At 50.1% G+C, this 17,761-nt stretch carries 11 protein-coding genes and 1 pseudogene; 6 read left to right on the forward strand and 6 right to left on the reverse strand.

The annotated features are described in order from the left end of the window. The first annotated feature begins 417 nt into the window (after positions 1 to 417). The gene (locus tag JFY74_10925) at positions 418 to 2,199 is read left to right on the forward strand and encodes a sensor domain-containing phosphodiesterase (protein ID QQG26668.1); all 1,782 of its coding nucleotides are present in this window, start codon (positions 418 to 420) and stop codon (positions 2,197 to 2,199) included. A gap of 102 nt (positions 2,200 to 2,301) precedes the next feature. Here the strand turns inward: JFY74_10925 and JFY74_10930 are convergent. Continuing rightward, positions 2,302 to 2,509, reverse strand: a pseudogene (locus JFY74_10930) (Tn3 family transposase). Positions 2,510 to 2,999: 490 nt separating this feature from the next. On the opposite strand from JFY74_10930, the gene JFY74_10935 reads away from it, so the two are divergent. Then, entirely contained in the window at positions 3,000 to 3,854 is an 855-nt protein-coding gene (locus JFY74_10935; protein ID QQG26669.1) for a glycosyl transferase, read from the forward strand. 90 nt (positions 3,855 to 3,944) lie between these two features. On the opposite strand, the gene JFY74_10940 is transcribed toward JFY74_10935, so the two are convergent. Together JFY74_10940 and hrpA are read right to left on the reverse strand one after the other, a co-directional pair. Then, positions 3,945 to 4,178 (reverse strand): hypothetical protein, encoded by a 234-nt coding sequence (locus JFY74_10940; protein ID QQG30518.1) that lies wholly within the window; start codon positions 4,176 to 4,178, stop codon positions 3,945 to 3,947. Positions 4,179 to 4,563: 385 nt separating this feature from the next. Continuing rightward, positions 4,564 to 8,451, reverse strand: coding sequence for an ATP-dependent RNA helicase HrpA (hrpA, locus tag JFY74_10945; protein QQG26670.1), 3,888 nt, complete (start codon positions 8,449 to 8,451; stop codon positions 4,564 to 4,566). 305 nt (positions 8,452 to 8,756) lie between these two features. Between hrpA and JFY74_10950 the strand changes: the two genes are divergently transcribed. Then, on the forward strand, positions 8,757 to 9,362 hold the full coding sequence (locus JFY74_10950) for an FMN-dependent NADH-azoreductase (protein QQG26671.1): 606 nt from the start codon (positions 8,757 to 8,759) through the stop codon (positions 9,360 to 9,362). Positions 9,363 to 9,405: 43 nt separating this feature from the next. Here JFY74_10950 and JFY74_10955 read toward each other — a convergent pair whose 3' ends face one another. Together JFY74_10955 and JFY74_10960 are read right to left on the reverse strand one after the other, a co-directional pair. Continuing rightward, a complete protein-coding gene (locus JFY74_10955; GenBank protein QQG26672.1) occupies positions 9,406 to 9,639 on the reverse strand; it encodes a YnbE family lipoprotein in 234 nt (77 codons plus the stop codon). Between the two features lie 15 nt (positions 9,640 to 9,654). Next, the gene (locus tag JFY74_10960; GenBank protein ID QQG26673.1) at positions 9,655 to 12,246 is read right to left on the reverse strand and encodes a YdbH family protein; all 2,592 of its coding nucleotides are present in this window, start codon (positions 12,244 to 12,246) and stop codon (positions 9,655 to 9,657) included. Positions 12,247 to 12,618: 372 nt separating this feature from the next. Between JFY74_10960 and JFY74_10965 the strand changes: the two genes are divergently transcribed. The 3 genes from JFY74_10965 to JFY74_10975 all read left to right on the forward strand — a co-directional run bounded on the left by JFY74_10965 (position 12,619) and on the right by JFY74_10975 (position 17,333). Continuing rightward, positions 12,619 to 14,172 (forward strand): PAS domain-containing protein, encoded by a 1,554-nt coding sequence (locus JFY74_10965; protein QQG26674.1) that lies wholly within the window; start codon positions 12,619 to 12,621, stop codon positions 14,170 to 14,172. Between the two features lie 495 nt (positions 14,173 to 14,667). Continuing rightward, positions 14,668 to 16,221 (forward strand): PAS domain-containing protein, encoded by a 1,554-nt coding sequence (locus tag JFY74_10970; protein ID QQG26675.1) that lies wholly within the window; start codon positions 14,668 to 14,670, stop codon positions 16,219 to 16,221. Positions 16,222 to 16,340: 119 nt separating this feature from the next. Continuing rightward, complete coding sequence (locus JFY74_10975; GenBank protein ID QQG26676.1) at positions 16,341 to 17,333, forward strand: 2-hydroxyacid dehydrogenase; 993 nt, start codon at positions 16,341 to 16,343, stop codon at positions 17,331 to 17,333. 33 nt (positions 17,334 to 17,366) lie between these two features. Here the strand turns inward: JFY74_10975 and JFY74_10980 are convergent, their stop codons facing one another. Further along, positions 17,367 to 17,657, reverse strand: coding sequence for a DUF333 domain-containing protein (locus JFY74_10980; GenBank protein QQG26677.1), 291 nt, complete (start codon positions 17,655 to 17,657; stop codon positions 17,367 to 17,369). Positions 17,658 to 17,761: the final 104 nt, after the last annotated feature.

Below are 17,761 nucleotides of genomic sequence, written 5' to 3' on the forward strand. Positions count from 1 at the left end.
GTTCGCCTGACGCTAACCACTTCCCACCCACTTCATGGTATAAAAAAATATCTGTTCTATTCTTATCAGAGATATAGGTTGATTATCCATATTGGCACCCTACGTGGAGGTGCCAATTATCAGGATTTTATTTTCATCTTATGGAAGATGCCGTTTTTATAATTAGATTCCAATTTATTTGCAGAGCATTTTCTCAGCTGAATCGATTATCTTTTCTCACAGCTAATGGGGAACATCATAAATTCATGCAACGCATTGAAAACCAAAAACACGGCTTAAGACAAAAAAGTCAGTGGCTTAAGGGAAAGATAACGGTGGTATAATAAGTTACCTCAATTTTTAGCCTCTATGTTATTGTGTCGCCGTTAAATTAAATTGATGTTGTCGCGATTATTATTGCGGAAAGGAAGAGTCTACATGTTAAAACATCTGAGCCATGACGAAAAAAAACGCATGCAGACTCTCGACGAACTAAAAAAAACCGATATATCTCAAGATGATATTCTCCATAAGCTCACGAAAATGGCCTGCCAACTGCTCGAAACCCCTACAGCACTCGTGACGCTAACCGGATCCAAATCTCTGCATGTTAAAGCGAAAAACCATTTTCCTCTGGATGATATGGACAAAATTGGTTCATTCGACCATTTTACCGTACAAACGGGTCAGTCCTTTGTCTGCCCCGATGCCATTCAGGACGAGCGTTTTAACGATAGTCCTTACGTAACGGGCAAACCGTTTATCCGTTTTTACGCTGGCGTACCGCTTAAAACCAAAGAGGGTTACTCTATCGGTACGCTCTGCGTCATCGATTATGTTCCACGTATGTTCAGTAAGATTCAACTACGTCTACTGCATGATTTAGCCGCGATTGCGATGGTGTTAATGGAATACCGCAATGCCATTGGGCTGATTGATGCGGTAACGCTGCTACCCAACCGCCAACGCCTGATTGATGACATCAGCCACATTACCGACATTCATGAGAGTTACCTGCTTATTCTGATTGATACCATCGACATTTCTTATGCTTATGAAATGGGATGTGCGCTGGGTATGCCGACCGTAGAAGGCCTGTTGAAAGATATCGGTGTCTTCCTGCGTCTCAGTTTAAATTCACCAGACAACATTTACTGTGCCGCCGTTGGGCGTTTCGCCTTGCTGGTGAAAGCCGACAAGAAAGAGCAGGTTCTGGCGGAACTTGACGCCTGTGCCGAACGAATTCATGAAAGTATCACCAGCCATATCCCACTCAAACTTGAGCTTTTCGTTGGCTATACCGAATTTCAGATCCCGGCCAAAGAGCCGCAACGGATCCTGCGTGAATCGATGAGCGCACTGCGCGCCGCCATCACCAAAAATATCCGCCAATTTGCTTATAACCATGAAGCCGATAAGGCGCAGCAACTCGCCTTTACCTTGCTCAATGAGCTGGCTGACGTGCTACAGAACAATAAGCCTGGTCTCTACTTGGTTTATCAGCCGAAATTAAGCATCAAAACCAACACCGTTATTGGTGCCGAAGCGCTGATTCGCTGGCATCATCCCGAATTAGGTGAAATTTATCCCGACCAGTTTATCCCGCTAGCGGAAGGGACGACGCTAATGCGCCCGTTAACGGACTGGGTCACCCGAGAAGCGGCATGTCAGGTGAAGCAGTGGCGTCAGGAGGGGTTGAACTTTCCGGTGTCTATTAACGTTTCTGCCAGAAATTTTTCCGAGAATGACTTCATTCCGCGCCTTATCACCATTCTGGAGAACCACGGCCTTACCCCTCAGGACATTGACATCGAATGTGTAGAGACACAGGAAATCATCGAAAGCACAGAAACACTCGCCACTATCCAAACGCTGCAACAGCTTGGGTTTACTATCGCCCTCGATGATTTCGGCACGGGATATAGCAATTTGAGCTATCTACGCAATATTCCCTCTACCGTGATAAAGCTGGATAAATCGCTGATTAAAGATATAAAAACTGACCACAAAAGCCGCGTCATTGTGGAATCGATTATCAGCATGCTGCACAAACTGAATTACATTGTGCTCGCGGAAGGGGTGGAAAATAAGGAAACACTCGACTATCTGGCCAGTTTTGGCTGTGATGAGGTTCAGGGTTACTATTTTTCCCGACCTATCCCTCCAGATGCGTTCACCACCTGGTTGCATGACCACGTATCACGTGTGTCATCTCAATAGCATCATCGTTAAAAGGGGTTCGAGGTTCAATGATGTAAAAACCACGCTAAGAGGTTAATTCATTGTTTTTTTATTGACATTCAATGATCTTAGTTCGCCCTTTTAAGTATCTTCCGGTAACGAAAACGTATAATGCCCAGCATATTTATACGGCTATGCATCAGCGGCGATAATCTTTCAAGTTGCTCCTCCTCAGGAGTTTTCTGATCTCACTACGTTGTCCGTAGCAAATAGTCCGAGCCACAGCATGACGTCCTTCTCCCCAATTGAGCTGAGTGAGTATCCGGCGTCGGTAATCCTCATCATCGATATTTTCGCCTAAAGAGACTTAAATAGAACAAAAATGAGCTATCTGAAAAATTTAAGAGTACACTGGAATTCAACGTCTCTGCTGGATAAAAGATATGTCTATCTTTGATAGCTTTAAGATGTTTCGTGACAAATCAGTAGATGTCACATGTCCTAAATGTTCTCGTATAGCTCAACAGAGCATGCATAAATTAAGAAAAAATATAACGATGCTTTGCCCTCACTGTGGATATTATTTTCGAGGTGAAGAAGATTAGTAATGATTTATATCATTTTCACTATCACAGATTTAACTGAGGTGTAAAAAATGACAATTAACTATCTGATAATGAAATGAATATAGGAAGTGGTTAATTCCATTAACCAAGAGTAACTATTACGCATTATTTATAGTTAATAATATTTTAATTTAATGAATTTCACTCTCACGCACTAATATTTTAGGTGCATTTTTATAAGTGTTTTGAGTTGAAATTCTTAGGTCGTTTAATATGATTGCATATTTTATTTTGATCCACCGCTATCCAAACCAATTCAAACGGTTATTCAAATCGATCTATCATAAAAAGAATCATTATGTGATACATGTGGATAAACGTGCAGGAAAAAAACTTTTTGATGAAATATCTTTGTTTTTGCGTGATTATAAAAATGCTTCAGTATTAGAAAGCAAAGAAGCAATATGGGGTGGGTACAGTTTGGTAGATGCCCAGTTGCGTGGTATTGAAAAACTTGTAACCAGCGGCGCAACATGGGATTACTTTATAAATTTAAGCGGTCAAGATTTCCCATTAAAAAATCAGGATTTTATAATGGAATATCTTAGTTCATTTGACTGCTGCGAATTTATAAAAGTAGTCAATCAAAACTTTATCAGACCTGAAACTATGCATAGAATAAAAGATTATGTAGAGGAAGTAAATGGTGAGTTAGTAATATCTACTACATCGAAAAGAGAATTTTTAAAAGGGGTTACACCATATATAGGTAATCAGTGGATGATACTAAGTAAGGATTTTTGCGAATTTATTACTTATAGTCCAGAATTGGAGGTTTTTAAAGAATTTTACCGTAATACATTAATTGCGGATGAAGGTTTCTTTCAGACGGTATTGATGAATACCACATTTAAACCGAGGATAAATTACGATGACAAAAGAGAAATTGACTGGATTGAGTCAAGTGATATTAAATTGCGCCCTCGTGATTTTCTGACGGATGATTCAGAGATGCTAATAAACAGTAATAATCTGTTTGCCAGAAAATTTGATGAAAATATAGATAGCGACATTCTCAGTATACTTGAACGCAGTATTAAACCGTCGGCCATTAGCGCTATACTATAGCGAGAGTCTTTATCTCATTGCAACCAGTCACTGTAAGTGACTGGAAAAAGGGGCTAGAGTAAATTTTCGCATTGCTGATCCTGAAACCAATTAAAGTCTGCCGTTAATACGTTGATTGTCTCTGAGCACATCAATTGCGGTCTGCATCGCAACTTTATTATCTCTTCTTTTTTGCTTTTCCTGCATCACCTGCAGATATTCAAGCAGCGTCCGGGTGTTAATCGCTCTGCCCTGTTTGCCAACAGCCAGCACGGCTTCACCAAGGATGATTTTCACTGGAGGCAATTGAGCAGGGTACCAATCGAGGGTGTCTTCTGATTTCATCATTAATTTCTCACGGAGGGTATTCTATCACAGATAAGGCCTTTATGCCTAAACCGAAATTGCCATTATCCCCTGTCCGATTAAATCAACGCATTCATTGCTGCTTTTGACCGTTCAGCAGAATGTGCTGCCTATAGGCGATACTGGCATCAATTAAAAGAGTAAACAAAATCGGTCTTCCTTTATTATCTCCAAATATGTTCGAGAAATGCGCTTAGCATAAGTTCTCATTTCGTTGGGATCTCCTCCCATAAAACTAATTTTTTCAGATAGTTAATTGCTTAACGTGATTTTTTACACGAGTGAACCTCAAATCCCTAAAACAAATCGATGACAGCAAGCGGTCGGCAGCACACGCCACCGACCTGATGTTATACGAGCGATATTACCCTTCAACCTGCTCCATCGCCTGCAAGACGCGCTTATCCGAAATCGGAAATGGCGTCCCTAGCTGCTGGGCAAAGTAGCTGACGCGCAGTTCTTCAAGCATCCAGCGCACCGCTTTCACGTCGTCGTCGTCACGTCGTTCCGCAGGCAGCTTATTCCACCACTGCTGCCAGGTCTGTTGAACCTGCTCCACTCTCAGCATCTGCGCCCGATCGCGGTGAACATCCTGCGCCAGTTTCTCCAAACGGCGCTCTATCGCGTGCAAATAGCGCAGCACGTCCGGCAGGCGCTGCCAGCCGTTTTCGGTCACAAAACCGCGAAACACCAGACCGTTCATCTGGCTCTTGATATCACTTAACGCCAGCGCCATCGCCATATCTACACGCCCTTTTAGACGCTTGTTAATGGTGAAGACCGCCGTCAGGATTTGCTCAACCTGCTTGGCGATATCAACCACCGTATCATTCAGCTCCGCACGCACTTTTTCATGCAGTTGCTGGAAGGCCTCTTCCTGCCAGACGGGACCACCGGATGATTCAATCAGCTTATCCACTGCGCAAGCGATGCAGTCATCGATGAGATCCAACACCTTTCCGTACGGGTTGAAATAGAGGCCAAGTTTCGCCTTGTTCGGCAGTTTTTCATGCAGATATTTGATCGGCGACGGAATGTTTAGCAGTAACAGACGGCGCAGCCCTTGCCGCATGACCTGCTGCTGCTGATGCGGTGTGTCGAACAGGCGAATCGCCACGCTATCCTTTTCATCCACCAATGCAGGATAGGCTTTGACCGAGTAGCCGCCCCGCTTCTGCTCATAACAGTCCGGCAGCGAACCAAAGCTCCAGACGTGCAGGCCGCGCTGCTCCAGCCCGTCATCCACTACGGATGACAGCGTTTGCTGCACTTTATCCTTAAGCTGATCTTTCAACGCATTCAGGTCTTTGCCTTCGCGCTGCGTCCGATTCTTCTCATCGATAACGCGGAATGTGATTTTCAGATGATCGGGCACCTGATCCCACTGCCACGCCTCACGCGGTACCGTGACGCCCGTCATCAGCCTCAACTCACGTTCCAGCGCATCTAAGAGTCCTTTCTCTAATGGCGTAGTACGGGCCAGAAACGCTTCGGCATAGTTCGGCGCGGGAACAAAGTTACGACGTAACGGCTTAGGCAATGACTTAATCAGCGCGATCGTCAGTTCGCGGCGCACACCGGGAATCTGCCACTCAAAGCCCTCTTCACGCACCTGATTGAGAATAGGCAGCGGAATATGTACCGTGACGCCATCCGCATCTGCACCCGGTTCAAACTGATAGGACAAGCGTAATTTCAGGCTGCCTTGATGCCAGAAGTTCGGGTAGTCCAGCGCGCTCACCTTTTCCGCGCCGTCTTTAATCAACATGCTCTTTTCAAAATTAAGCAGGTCAGCATTATCCCGGCTGGCGGCTTTCCACCATGTATCAAAATGACGTGACGACACCACATCGTGCGGCAAGCGCTGATCGTAGAAAGCAAACAGCGTCTCGTCATCCACCAGAATGTCGCGGCGGCGCGATTTATGCTCGAGATCTTCCACTTCCGCCAACAGTTTGAGGTTGGCACGGAAAAAGGCGTGATGCGTTTGCCAGTCACCTTCCACCAGCGCGTGGCGGATGAACATCTCACGCGCCAGCGTCGGATCGATTTGGCTGTAGTTCACCTTGCGCGCCGCGACAATCGGCAGCCCGAATAGCGTCACCTTCTCCTGCGCCATCACCGTGCCCTGCGCTTTCTCCCAGTGAGGATCGCTGTAGCTCCGCTTAATCAGATGCTGAGCTAGCGGCTCGATCCATTCGGGTTCAATACGCGCGGCAATGCGTCCCCACAGGCGGCTGGTTTCCACCAGTTCAGCGACCATCGTCCACTTAGGCGGCTTTTTGAATAGCCCAGAACCTGGGAAAATCGCAAACCGTGCGTTACGCGCGCCGCTGAACTCCTGTTTTTCAATATCTTTCTGCCCGACATGCGACAACAAGCCGGTGAGCAGCGCGCAGTGAATACTCAGGTAATCGGCCGGTTCACTGTTGACCGGCAGCCCCAATTCTTTCACCACCTGACGCAGCTGCGTGTAGATATCCTGCCATTCACGCACGCGCAGATAGTTAAGGAAATCCGTGCGGCATTGGCGGCGGAACTGGCTGGAAGACAGCGCCTTTTGCTGGTCACGCAGGTAATCCCACAGATTGACGAAAGCCAGAAAATCGGAGTCTTTATCGGCAAAACGACGGTGTTTCTCATCCGATGCCTGCTTCTTATCCATCGGCCTTTCGCGTGGATCCTGAATCGACAGCGCAGCGGTGATGATCATCACTTCACGCACACAGCCGGTTTTACGCGCTTCCAGCACCATTCGCGCCAAACGCGGATCGATCGGCAATTGCGCCAGCTGTTGCCCCTGCGGCGTCAGGCGATAATGCCCGTTCTCGGCCAGATTAATCGCGCCTAACTCTTCCAGCAACCGCACGCCGTCCTGAATATTGCGCTTATCCGGCGCTTCAACAAACGGGAACGCGGCGATATCGCCTAGCCCCAACGACGTCATTTGCAGAATAACGGAAGCCAGATTGGTGCGAAGAATTTCGGGATCGGTAAATTCAGGCCGCGACAGGAAATCCTGTTCAGAATAGAGACGGATACACACCCCAGCGGCGACACGGCCACAGCGTCCTTTACGCTGATTCGCCGACGCCTGCGAGACGGGTTCAATCGGCAGACGCTGTACCTTGGTGCGGAAACTGTAGCGGCTGATGCGCGCGGTACCGGGGTCGATCACATAGCGAATCCCCGGCACGGTGAGCGAGGTTTCCGCCACGTTGGTCGCCAACACAATGCGGCGGCCGTGATGTGACTGAAAGACGCGGTTCTGTTCCTGATTCGACAGGCGCGCGTACAGCGGGAGGATCTCGGTATGCGGCAAGTCCAGACGGGTCAACGCCTCTGCCGTATCGCGAATTTCACGTTCACCGCTCATGAAGACCAGAATATCCCCCGGCCCTTCGCGCGTCAGTTCATCGACCGCATCAAAAATCGCCTGTAGCTGATCGCGTTCGCTGTCATCAGCGTCTTCCACCACGGGGCGATACCGCACATCGACCGGGTAGGTCCGGCCGGACACTTCAATGATCGGCGCGTTATTAAAGTGGCGAGAGAAGCGCTGCGGATCGATGGTGGCCGACGTAATAATCACTTTTAAGTCAGGACGCTTTGGCAGCAGCTGGCGCAAATAGCCCATGATGAAATCGATATTCAGGCTGCGTTCGTGCGCCTCATCGATAATCAGCGTGTCGTACTGCATCAACAGGCGATCCTGTTGAATTTCAGCCAGCAGAATACCGTCGGTCATCAATTTGACCAGCGTATTGTCACCGACCTGATCGTTAAACCGGACTTTATAACCTACGCTGCCACCCAGCGGCGTTTCCAGTTCGGCAGCAATGCGGTCAGCAACGGTTCTGGCTGCCAAACGACGCGGCTGCGTGTGGCCGATCAGGCCGTGCACCCCGCGCCCCAGTTCGAGGCAGATTTTCGGTAGCTGCGTGGTCTTACCCGATCCCGTCTCACCGGCGACGATAATCACCTGATGATGACGCAGCGCCTCCAGTATCTCGTCTTTTTTCTGGCTAACAGGAAGCTGTTCAGGATAGTGAATCGCCGGACAGCTTGCCCGTCGGTTTTCGACTTTCTGGCGCGCGGCGGCGATTTCCCCCTCAATTTCCTGAGCGATCGCCGCCTGAGCCTGCGGGCTGTTGACCTTCGCCGCGCCCTGTAAACGGCGGCGCAGGCGTTGCCGATCGCGAAGCATTAGCTCACTTAACTGCGTAGATAATGCACTGAGAGGTGATTTCACGTTGCTCTTCCTTAATCGTTTTCTCTAATTCTTGTCTCTGCCGGGGCGATGCTCGCCGCCGAATCTGGCTCAATGGAGCCTAACCTGATTTTAAGGTACTGAATTTTTAAGCCGTGGATAGTAGCACATTGTCATAGACGGCTCTAATCGCCCCGGCCCGGTCTTAGTCAAACATCGTCTTATTCAAAAAAATCGAATAAAGACCTCGAATATTTGCACTTTTCACTTTCCAGAGCACCGCATAAGATGTGACGCATCAAAGGGCGTTATGTTGTCGCCCACTTCAATCACTAAAGGAATTGGCAATGAGCAAAGTATTGGTTCTGAAATCAAGCATTCTGGCAGGTTATTCTCAGTCAAACCAACTGGCCGACCACTTCACCGCCGAGTGGCAGTCTGCACATCCAAACGACAGTATCACCGTCCGCGACCTTGCCGCTCAACCGATTCCGGTTCTTGATGGCGAATTAGTTGGCGCGCTGCGTCCTTCCGATGCCGCCCTGACTCCTCGTCAACAGGAAGCCCTGAAACTGTCCGACGAGCTGATCGCCGAACTGCAAGCACATGACGTTATCGTGATCGCTGCACCAATGTATAACTTCAACATTCCGACCCAGTTGAAGAACTACTTCGACCTGGTGGCGCGCGCGGGCGTAACGTTCCGCTACACCGAACAGGGTCCAGAAGGTTTGGTGAAAGGTAAACGCGCTATCGTATTAACCAGCCGTGGTGGCATCCATAAAGGCACACCAACCGATCTGCTGGAACCGTACCTGCGTGTATTCCTGGGCTTCCTCGGTCTGACTGACCTTGAGTTCGTGTTTGCAGAAGGTTATGGCTACGGCCCAGATGTGGCACAGAAAGCCACCGAAACGGCGAAAACTCAGCTGTCCCAGTTAGTTACCGCATAAAGATTCATCATTACCGACCTTGCCATTGGTTTACTTGGCTTGACTATTGCGCGCCTTCCGGCGCGCTTTTCTTTATCTCATCGCCAGCCGCATTATCCGATCTTTCCAGCAGTTGCGTCGCCTCTTTATCCGCCTTGATGTGAATCTCATGCTCGATCTTCACGTTCATATTGATGGTGATCGGCTCTTTGGGCGCAGCCACTTCGATACGCGGCACACACCCCGTCAGGAAAGTGACCGTGCAACCTACCACCAGCAATGTCTCGCACTTGTTCATTGTTCTACCTTGAATTTATTCATTGGCCTGCTGCTCCAGCGTATCCCGCAAGTTATCGCCAAAACGCAAGCTGCGCCATAGCTGGAAGATATTCTCCTGATGGCGATAGTTAAGAATCACCTGACGTTTCGCGCTGAGCTGCGGGTTTTTCCCCTGCACCTGCGACGTCAATGTCAGTTCGCCCTGATTAGTCAGGTCAAGCGTGGCATAGGAACGCCCAATCTCCAGATAGCGCAGCCAGCCAATCGCCGCCCCACCTGCCAGATTTTTACTCGCTAGCTCATCGGCCAGTTGGTTATCCAACCGCAGCGTCAGGAAACCATCATTGGTAATTCGTCCGCCTTCAATCAGCGTGGTCGGGTGATTAAAATTCAGCGGAAGCGTGCCGCTCACGCGCCCAGACAGGGCAAACTGCTTTTGCTTCAGCACCGTCATTAGCTCGCTGAGATCCACGCTCTTCACGGTGAATAGCGCGGGTTCTCGCTGTGGCCAACGCAGCGTGGACAGCCCAATATGCCCATCTAATACGTCCATGTCGGCCTGAGACATAACCAGCGGCTGTCGTTCACTGTACGGGTAAAAACCCTGGAGATCGACGCGGATATTGCTCATCCGAAACAGGTTATCCAACACGTCAATTCGTAGCGCGACAGGCTGCTTGACGCCCAACTGCCAGCGCTGATCTTTCAAACGGTAAGGCAGGACAAAGCTGACGCCGCTAACTTCACCATCCTGTAGCCACAGTCCGCCATTTTTCACGACCCAATGTCCGCCCGCGCTGAATCCTTCTTTACGTGCAGCGGAAAATGCCGCCTGCGCGTAAAACTGTCCGGCGCGAATGTTCATTTTCAACAGCGGGGAAAGCAGAGGCTGAAACACCTTAAGCGGCTGTGTCGGCCACCACGCGCCACCACGCAGTCGTTCACCATCCCAGCGGCCACGCAGCCTGACCGGCCCGATATCTTCAGCCTGTAGCTGCCCCTGTAGTTGGAAATCATCTGGGCTATGCCCCTGCATCGCCAGCGTTAGCAACGAAGGCGGCAAGTAGCCCCCGTTGCTGAAGTGTGCCCGTTCGGAGGCCAGTTGCAGCGCGCCTTGAAAATGTTCACCGGAACAGGCTCGCTGCCAACGGATCGGCTCAGTAATGGTCAGCCGGGGCTGGTGCACCGTCACAATGCCGTAGCCCAACTGATCCAAGCCGCTCGACAGTTGGCTGACTTCAATCAGAGTATCCTGCCACTGGCCTCGACCGGCCACATCCCACTGCCCTTTGAGCGGTGGCAGATGACCGTTGCCCCAATAACGCCATTGCCACTGCCCTTGATCCGGCCAGAAATCCTGTGCCTGACCGTCAAGGTGCAGGCTAAAGCGCCCCCAATATTCTTCCCGTGCCTTCACAATCGCCTGTAGTCGTCCATTCACGCCCGCCGTACTGACTCGGACACCCGCCAGCGGCCAGCGTGCTTCTTCAAGATAAATTTGCGGCGCAGGCTTTCCCCAGGCACGCAGCAGTGCCCCCGGTAAAAGTGCGAGTTCGGGATTGAGAATCGAGCCCTGCAATACCCCCGGGAGCGTCGCCGTCAGGGAGAGCGCGGGTAAGTTCGCCTGCCCGGTAAGCTGAAAGCGCAATTCGCTGTTGAGCAGGCCGATGTTGCCCGGCCCCAACACCAGCACGGCGTTCGCCTTGCCATTATGCCCTTGCGTCAGCATATTCAAGCGCGCGTTAATCGTGGTGGCATCCAGCCCTTGTCGCCAGTGCTGTAATGTTATGGCAACCTGCCCTGAGAGTGGCTGATCGGCATAAGGCCAACGCCAGACGCCGTTAGTCACCTGAATAATCTCATCCGTCAGTTGCCACGGCAGCGATATCAGTGGCGTATCATCATTCGCCGCATTCAGTGCCAGCTCACCCGCTTGATGATGCCAGTCCAGCAGGAGCGAAAGCGGATCCGGCGTTTGCCCTGAATCCAGTTTTCCGGTGAGCCGCCCCTGCACCGGTGCAGCATCCAGCGTATCGGCCAGTTCCATTTCACCACTGACTTGCAGGCGAACGAACCCCGCCGGCGTTGCGAGCATGCTCTCATGCAAGGTCAGACGCTTATCGTTCAGTTCTGCCTTAAACGCCAGTTGATCGCCCTGATAATCCAGCGTTTGTTGCCGCTTGCCGTCGCTGCTGAGTCGCACCTGCCCGGCATAATCCTGCCAAGGCTGTAGCGTAAACGTCTTCACCTGAATATCGGCAGCAGGCAATCGCTGCTGCCATTGCGCCAGCAGCATCGCTGGCTCGGTGCTGCTGCTTGCGGGCACATGCTGCAAGCAGTCGCTGTTTAACGTCACGGCATCAATATCGACATGCCATCGCCAGCTATGCCAACGCAGCGTCATATTCCGTACGTCAACGAGCGTGCACTCCCCGGCCGTAAGACGGAATCCCGCGCTATGCAGCCCACCGCCCTGCCAGCCAGGTGTCCCATCCACGGTCAAAGACATCTCCGTCGGGAGCCAGATGTTGGCAAGGTGCGGTAGCCACTGCGACAGTGTTCGCCAGGAAAGAAACAGCAATACGGCGAACAGGAAAGCAATTGAAAGTGCACGTTTTTTAATCATTAGCGCGAGTTAAGCATCCTGTTCAATAGCGGTAAAAATTCATCCTGTATGACTCCGCCGATTATTCATTCATAAATCGCTCTTTTTGTTAACAAACAATCCTATTCAACTCACATTTACTACTATTGTGCATACGTACTCATTACCCTTTCGTGGTAAAATGTTTAATTGAGGTTATATTTTATAATGAATCACGTTATCTCATCATGAACAAAGCGTTTACGGGTGGATATCAGGATTATCTCCTTCTGCCCGACCGCCTTAAAAAAAGCAATGAGCAACCTGAACCATTACCGCTATCCGCTGATTCATTGTCGTGGGTATGCCTCATGTTAAATCAGTATTCGGACACAGCATATCAAGGACTGCTTTATGCGTAATAACACCCCTGTAACCGACCGCCAGCTCCCTCTTTCTGAAAAAACCAGACTCATGTCGGTCACCACGCCAGAAAGCCATATTACCTACGCAAACAAAGATTTTATTGATGTCAGCGGCTATACCACTGATGAGCTGATGGGGCAGCCCCATAATCTTATCCGACACCCGGATATGCCACCAGCCGCCTTCGCGGATATGTGGAAAACGCTGCGCGCGGGCAATATCTGGACGGGGATTGTGAAAAATCGGTGCAAAAATGGCGACCATTACTGGGTAAAATCCAGCACCACGCCGCTGAGAAAAGGCGGTGAAATTGCCGGTTATATGTCTGTGCGGACCGCCGCCTCACCCGAAGAGATTCGTCAGGCTGAGGGACTCTATGCCAGTGCAAACGAAGGTAAACTGAAATATCGCACCTTCCATCATGGCCTGCTTATTTATACCGGGCCATTGCGCATCCTGAGTCTTTTTAAAACCATGCCATTACGCTGGCGCATCCGCAGCTATTTTCTACTCTTTAGCCTGATTCCGCTCATCGCCGCCTATTCTCTGCTGGCGGGAACGGCATTGGCCTCCGTACTCTTTCCACTGCTCATCGCCTGTTGTTTTGTCAGTGGCGAGCTTCTGGTGCACCATGTTGCCCGTCCTATTGAGCAAATTCTGGCTCAGGCCATGCGTTCCGCTGCCGGACAGGCGGACAACCTGACGCAGCTTAATCGCGTGGATGAAATTGGCATGTTAATGCGCGCGGTAAACCAGTCCGGTATGAATTTCCGCACCTTTGTGGACGATGTGAACACCAATCTGAGCGAGCTGAAAAACGCCTGTAATGAAATCGCGCAAGGCAACCATACGTTGGCACAGTGCTGCGAGGAAACGGAAGAGAGCCTGCAACAAACCGCCGCCTCCGTGGAACAGCTTACTGCAACAATAAAAAGTAATGCGGAAGCCTCGCTTCAGGCCTCACTCTATACGCAGGATGTGAATCAGGCGGTGAACTCTGGTGAGCAGGCTGTCAGTCAGGTCTCTGATACGATGGAGACGATCACCCGTTCCAGCGAACGGATTACGGATATCGTCAGCGTGATGGATAATCTCGCGTTCCAGACCAATATTCTGGCCGTGAACGCGGCTGTTGAAGCTGCCCATGCCGGAGAACAGGGTAAGAGCTTTGCGGTGGTCGCCAGTGAAGTGCGTTCGTTGGCGCAGCGCAGCGCCTCCTCTTCCAGCGATATCTCGACCATTATTGATGAAACGCTGAATAGTATTCGTACCGGCGAACAGCAGGTTTCACACACGCATAAATCCATGAGCAATATTCTGCTGCAGGTTCAGCACGTCACCAATTTGATGAATGAGATCAGCCTCGCAACGCAGGAGCAATCTCAGGGACTGGATCAAATTAATGAAGCGGTAAACCGCATCGATGAGCTCACACATCAGAATACTGCACTGGCAAGTCAGTCACATTCGGCCACCGATCACCTGCAACAGCAGATCTCAAGTATGGTACAAGCAGCTTCTGTCTTTAGTCTTTCCCGCTAGTTAATCTCATCTTCACGGACGCTCATATCAGGGCGTCCGTCGCCTTATCCCCTCGCCATTTTTCCCGTACTTCAACCTGCATTGCCCACCGTGCAAATTCGCAGAGTCATAATATACTTAGCAAATGAATGTTTTTTGGTCACTGGCGTAGGCTCTTGCAGCGAGTCGGGCTAGGCAACGACTTTCCTGAAGAAAAAATAACGGTTTCCTAAAGAAAAAATAACGGACGGAACTAGTCAGAATATATAAGTCTACTCGCTAAGTATTTCGTGAAGATTGCCGTTAATTAAATAGCATTAATCGCTTTTCAGTTAGCTAATGGATCTAAAAACATCACATCTATACCCTAAATAATTCGAGTTGCGTGAAGGCGGCAACTGAGCGAATCCCCGGGAGCTTACACAGGTAAGTGACTGGGGTGAGTAAGGGCAGCCAACGCACAAGCAGCTTGAAGTATGACGGGGATATGCTTGCTTATACTAAAAGGATCAATAAATGCGTAAGAATTTTCCAGTCAGTGATATTCAGTATTTATTAGATGAAAAAGCAAAGCTAATGTCGGTTACCACTACCGATAGCCATATCACTTATGCCAATGACGATTTTATTGATGCCAGTGGTTACGACTTTGAGGAAATTCTCCACCAACCTCACAATATCGTGCGCCACCCGGACATGCCCCCACTGGCGTTTGCCGACATGTGGGCAACGCTGAAGGCAGGTAAAATCTGGACGGCCGTCGTCAAGAATCGCCGCAAGAGTGGCGACTATTATTGGGTAAAAGCCAGTACGACGCCGCTGATGAAGGAAGGGAAAATCACAGGATATATGTCGGTGAGAACCCGCGTTTCACAGGAAGAGATTCGGCAAGCAGAAGCGCTTTACCACCAAATGAACGAGAATAAATTAAAAAACCGTCGGCTCTTTCAGGGACTAGTGATTTATAAAGGGCCGCTAAAACTTCTTAGCTTATTTACCGTCATCCCCATACGGTGGCGGATAAGAAGCTACGTTTTCCTTTTCATGCTATTTGCGCTTCTTTTATTATTGGCTACCCTTCCACTCACCACACCGCTATTAACTTTTGTTCTGGCACTACTCGCTGGCGCGGCAATAACCAGTGAATTATTAGTTCAACATCTGGCAAAACCACTGGAAAAGATTCTACGCCAGGCTATTAATTCCGCATCTGGGCAGGCGGATAACTCGTTTCAACTTAATCGCGTGGACGAAGTTGGCATGTTATTACGCGCCGTCAACCAATCCGGCATGAATTTCCGCACGTTTGTCGATGATGTTAACGGCAAGCTGGCTGAACTACGAAACGCCTGCGGCGAGATTGCTTCTGGGAATTACACACTCAGCCAGCGCTGTGAAGATACCGCGCAAAGCTTACAATCCACCGCATCATCAATGGAAGAACTGACGGCGACGATCCAAAGTAATGCGTCTGCCACACAGTTAGCAACGCGTTGTGCGAATGATGCCAATCAGGCTGTCAATGCCGGAGAGAAAGCGGTTAATCAGGTAACCGATACCATGGCGACCATGACCCGTTCCAGCAAAGAGATCACCGACATCATCAGCGTGCTGGATAATCTGGCGTTCCAGACCAACATTCTGGCACTTAACGCGGCAGTAGAGGCCGCTCACGCCGGAGAACAGGGCAGGAGTTTCGCCGTGGTCGCGGGGGAAGTCCGTATTCTGGCGCAGCGTAGCGCCGCTGCCGCAAAAGACATCGCAGCGATTATCGATGCCACAATCGCGAACATTCACACCAGCGATAAATTGGTCAACCATACCAGTCAGTCAATGAACAACATTCTGGCTCAGGTACAGCAGGTCTCGCAGCTTGTGAATCAAATCAGCCTAGCGACACAAGAGCAATCGCAAGGACTGGGGCAGATTAATTCTGCGGTGAACAACATTGATGAATTGACGCGCCAGAACACCATTTTGGCTACGCACTCCAGTTCTGCCATTAACAGTCTGGAACAGCAGATCTCCACGATGTCCGAAGCCGTGTCGGTTTTCAGTACGTCTCGCTAAAATCGGTCTTACGCTATTATTGCCTCTCAATTTCAAACCGTTACTGTCAGTCAGGTAACGGTTTGTCACCGCCCGATTTTCTGATAGCTTAACCTAAGGATTTTTCGGAGAAACTATCAATGAAACTGGCAATTTACAGCACTAAGCAGTATGACCGTAAATATCTGGAGCAGGTCAATCAGCAGTTTGGCTATGAGCTGGAGTTTTTTGATTTCATGCTGACATCGCGCACCGCGAAAACCGCCGCGGGCTGTCAGGCCGTCTGCATCTTTGTAAACGATGACGGTGGACGCGAAGTGTTGACCGAACTGGCAGCGTTGGGCATTAAAACGCTCGCGCTGCGCTGTGCGGGCTTTAACAATGTCGATTTGGAAGCCGCTAAGGAGCTGGGTATCAGCGTAGTACGCGTTCCCGCGTATTCCCCTGAGGCTGTCGCCGAACACGCCGTCGGCCTGATGCTGACGCTTAACCGCCGCATTCACCGCGCCTATCAGCGTACTCGCGACGCGAACTTCTCTCTGGAAGGGTTGATTGGCTTCAATATGCACAACCGGACGGCGGGCATTATTGGCACCGGAAAAATTGGCATCGCCACGATGCGCATTCTGAAAGGCTTCGGGATGCGGCTGCTGGCCTTCGATCCCTACCCAAACCCGCAGGCCTTGGAATTAGGGGCAGAGTATGTCGATCTAAAAACGCTGTACGCCAACGCGGACGTTATCTCCCTGCACTGTCCACTGACGCCGGAGAATCACCACCTGCTGAATCAGGCGGCCTTTGCACAAATGAAAAACGGCGTCATGATCGTCAATACCAGCCGTGGTGGACTGATCGACTCGCAGGCCGCTATCGACGCGTTGAAGCAACAGAAAATTGGCGCGCTGGGCATGGACGTTTATGAAAACGAGCGCGATCTCTTCTTCGCCGATAAATCCAACGATGTGATTCAGGACGACATCTTCCGCCGCTTATCCGCGTGCCACAACGTACTGTTCACTGGGCATCAGGCGTTCCTGACGGAAGAAGCACTAATCAGCATTTCCCAAACTACGCTACAAAACCTCAAAGACATCAGCCAGAACGCGTCTTGTGTAAATCTGGTTACATCTTAAGTTTTCCTGCGGCAGTACTAACTGCCGCAACACTCACCCTGCCGGACAACTTCCATTCATCAGTGATTGTTCGCTACAACGCTTACCGTTGGCTAACTGACAGGCCCCCACGCTCGCACCATCAAGCTGCCGGGAGATCGCCATCGTTCCACCAATCAGCGTACAGTTGACGTCAACCGGCGAACTGCTTTTCAGCAACACCACCGTGCTTGTGTCATCATTTTGCGTGGTGTTTTGCTGGGTAGCGGCAGCGTTCTCACTATGATTACTGCATCCCGCCAGCAGAAGCGCAGCGGCAGTACATAGCCATGGCAATAATTTCATGTTTTGGCCTCGGATCGGGTGGAGCGAAGGTTCTGACACCACGTTTGGCATCAACACCTACTGGATAGACTTTTCAGACGAGGACTATATCTATCACACCTCGC

It is taken from the genome of Pectobacterium carotovorum (genome assembly GCA_016415585.1).
GTDB lineage: Bacteria > Pseudomonadota > Gammaproteobacteria > Enterobacterales > Enterobacteriaceae > Pectobacterium > Pectobacterium carotovorum_K.

What these genes read in the sequence shown, in the direction of transcription:
- JFY74_10955 (QQG26672.1), bottom strand. Translation starts at nt 9,639, where the DNA reads ATGAACAAGTGCGAGACATTGCTGGTGGTAGGTTGCACGGTCACTTTC.
- JFY74_10960 (QQG26673.1), bottom strand. Translation starts at nt 12,246, where the DNA reads ATGATTAAAAAACGTGCACTTTCAATTGCTTTCCTGTTCGCCGTATTG.
- JFY74_10935 (QQG26669.1), top strand. Translation starts at nt 3,000, where the DNA reads ATGATTGCATATTTTATTTTGATCCACCGCTATCCAAACCAATTCAAA.
- JFY74_10950 (QQG26671.1), top strand. Translation starts at nt 8,757, where the DNA reads ATGAGCAAAGTATTGGTTCTGAAATCAAGCATTCTGGCAGGTTATTCT.
- JFY74_10980 (QQG26677.1), bottom strand. Translation starts at nt 17,657, where the DNA reads ATGAAATTATTGCCATGGCTATGTACTGCCGCTGCGCTTCTGCTGGCG.
- JFY74_10940 (QQG30518.1), bottom strand. Translation starts at nt 4,178, where the DNA reads ATGAAATCAGAAGACACCCTCGATTGGTACCCTGCTCAATTGCCTCCA.
- JFY74_10965 (QQG26674.1), top strand. Translation starts at nt 12,619, where the DNA reads ATGCGTAATAACACCCCTGTAACCGACCGCCAGCTCCCTCTTTCTGAA.
- JFY74_10975 (QQG26676.1), top strand. Translation starts at nt 16,341, where the DNA reads ATGAAACTGGCAATTTACAGCACTAAGCAGTATGACCGTAAATATCTG.
- JFY74_10970 (QQG26675.1), top strand. Translation starts at nt 14,668, where the DNA reads ATGCGTAAGAATTTTCCAGTCAGTGATATTCAGTATTTATTAGATGAA.
- JFY74_10925 (QQG26668.1), top strand. Translation starts at nt 418, where the DNA reads ATGTTAAAACATCTGAGCCATGACGAAAAAAAACGCATGCAGACTCTC.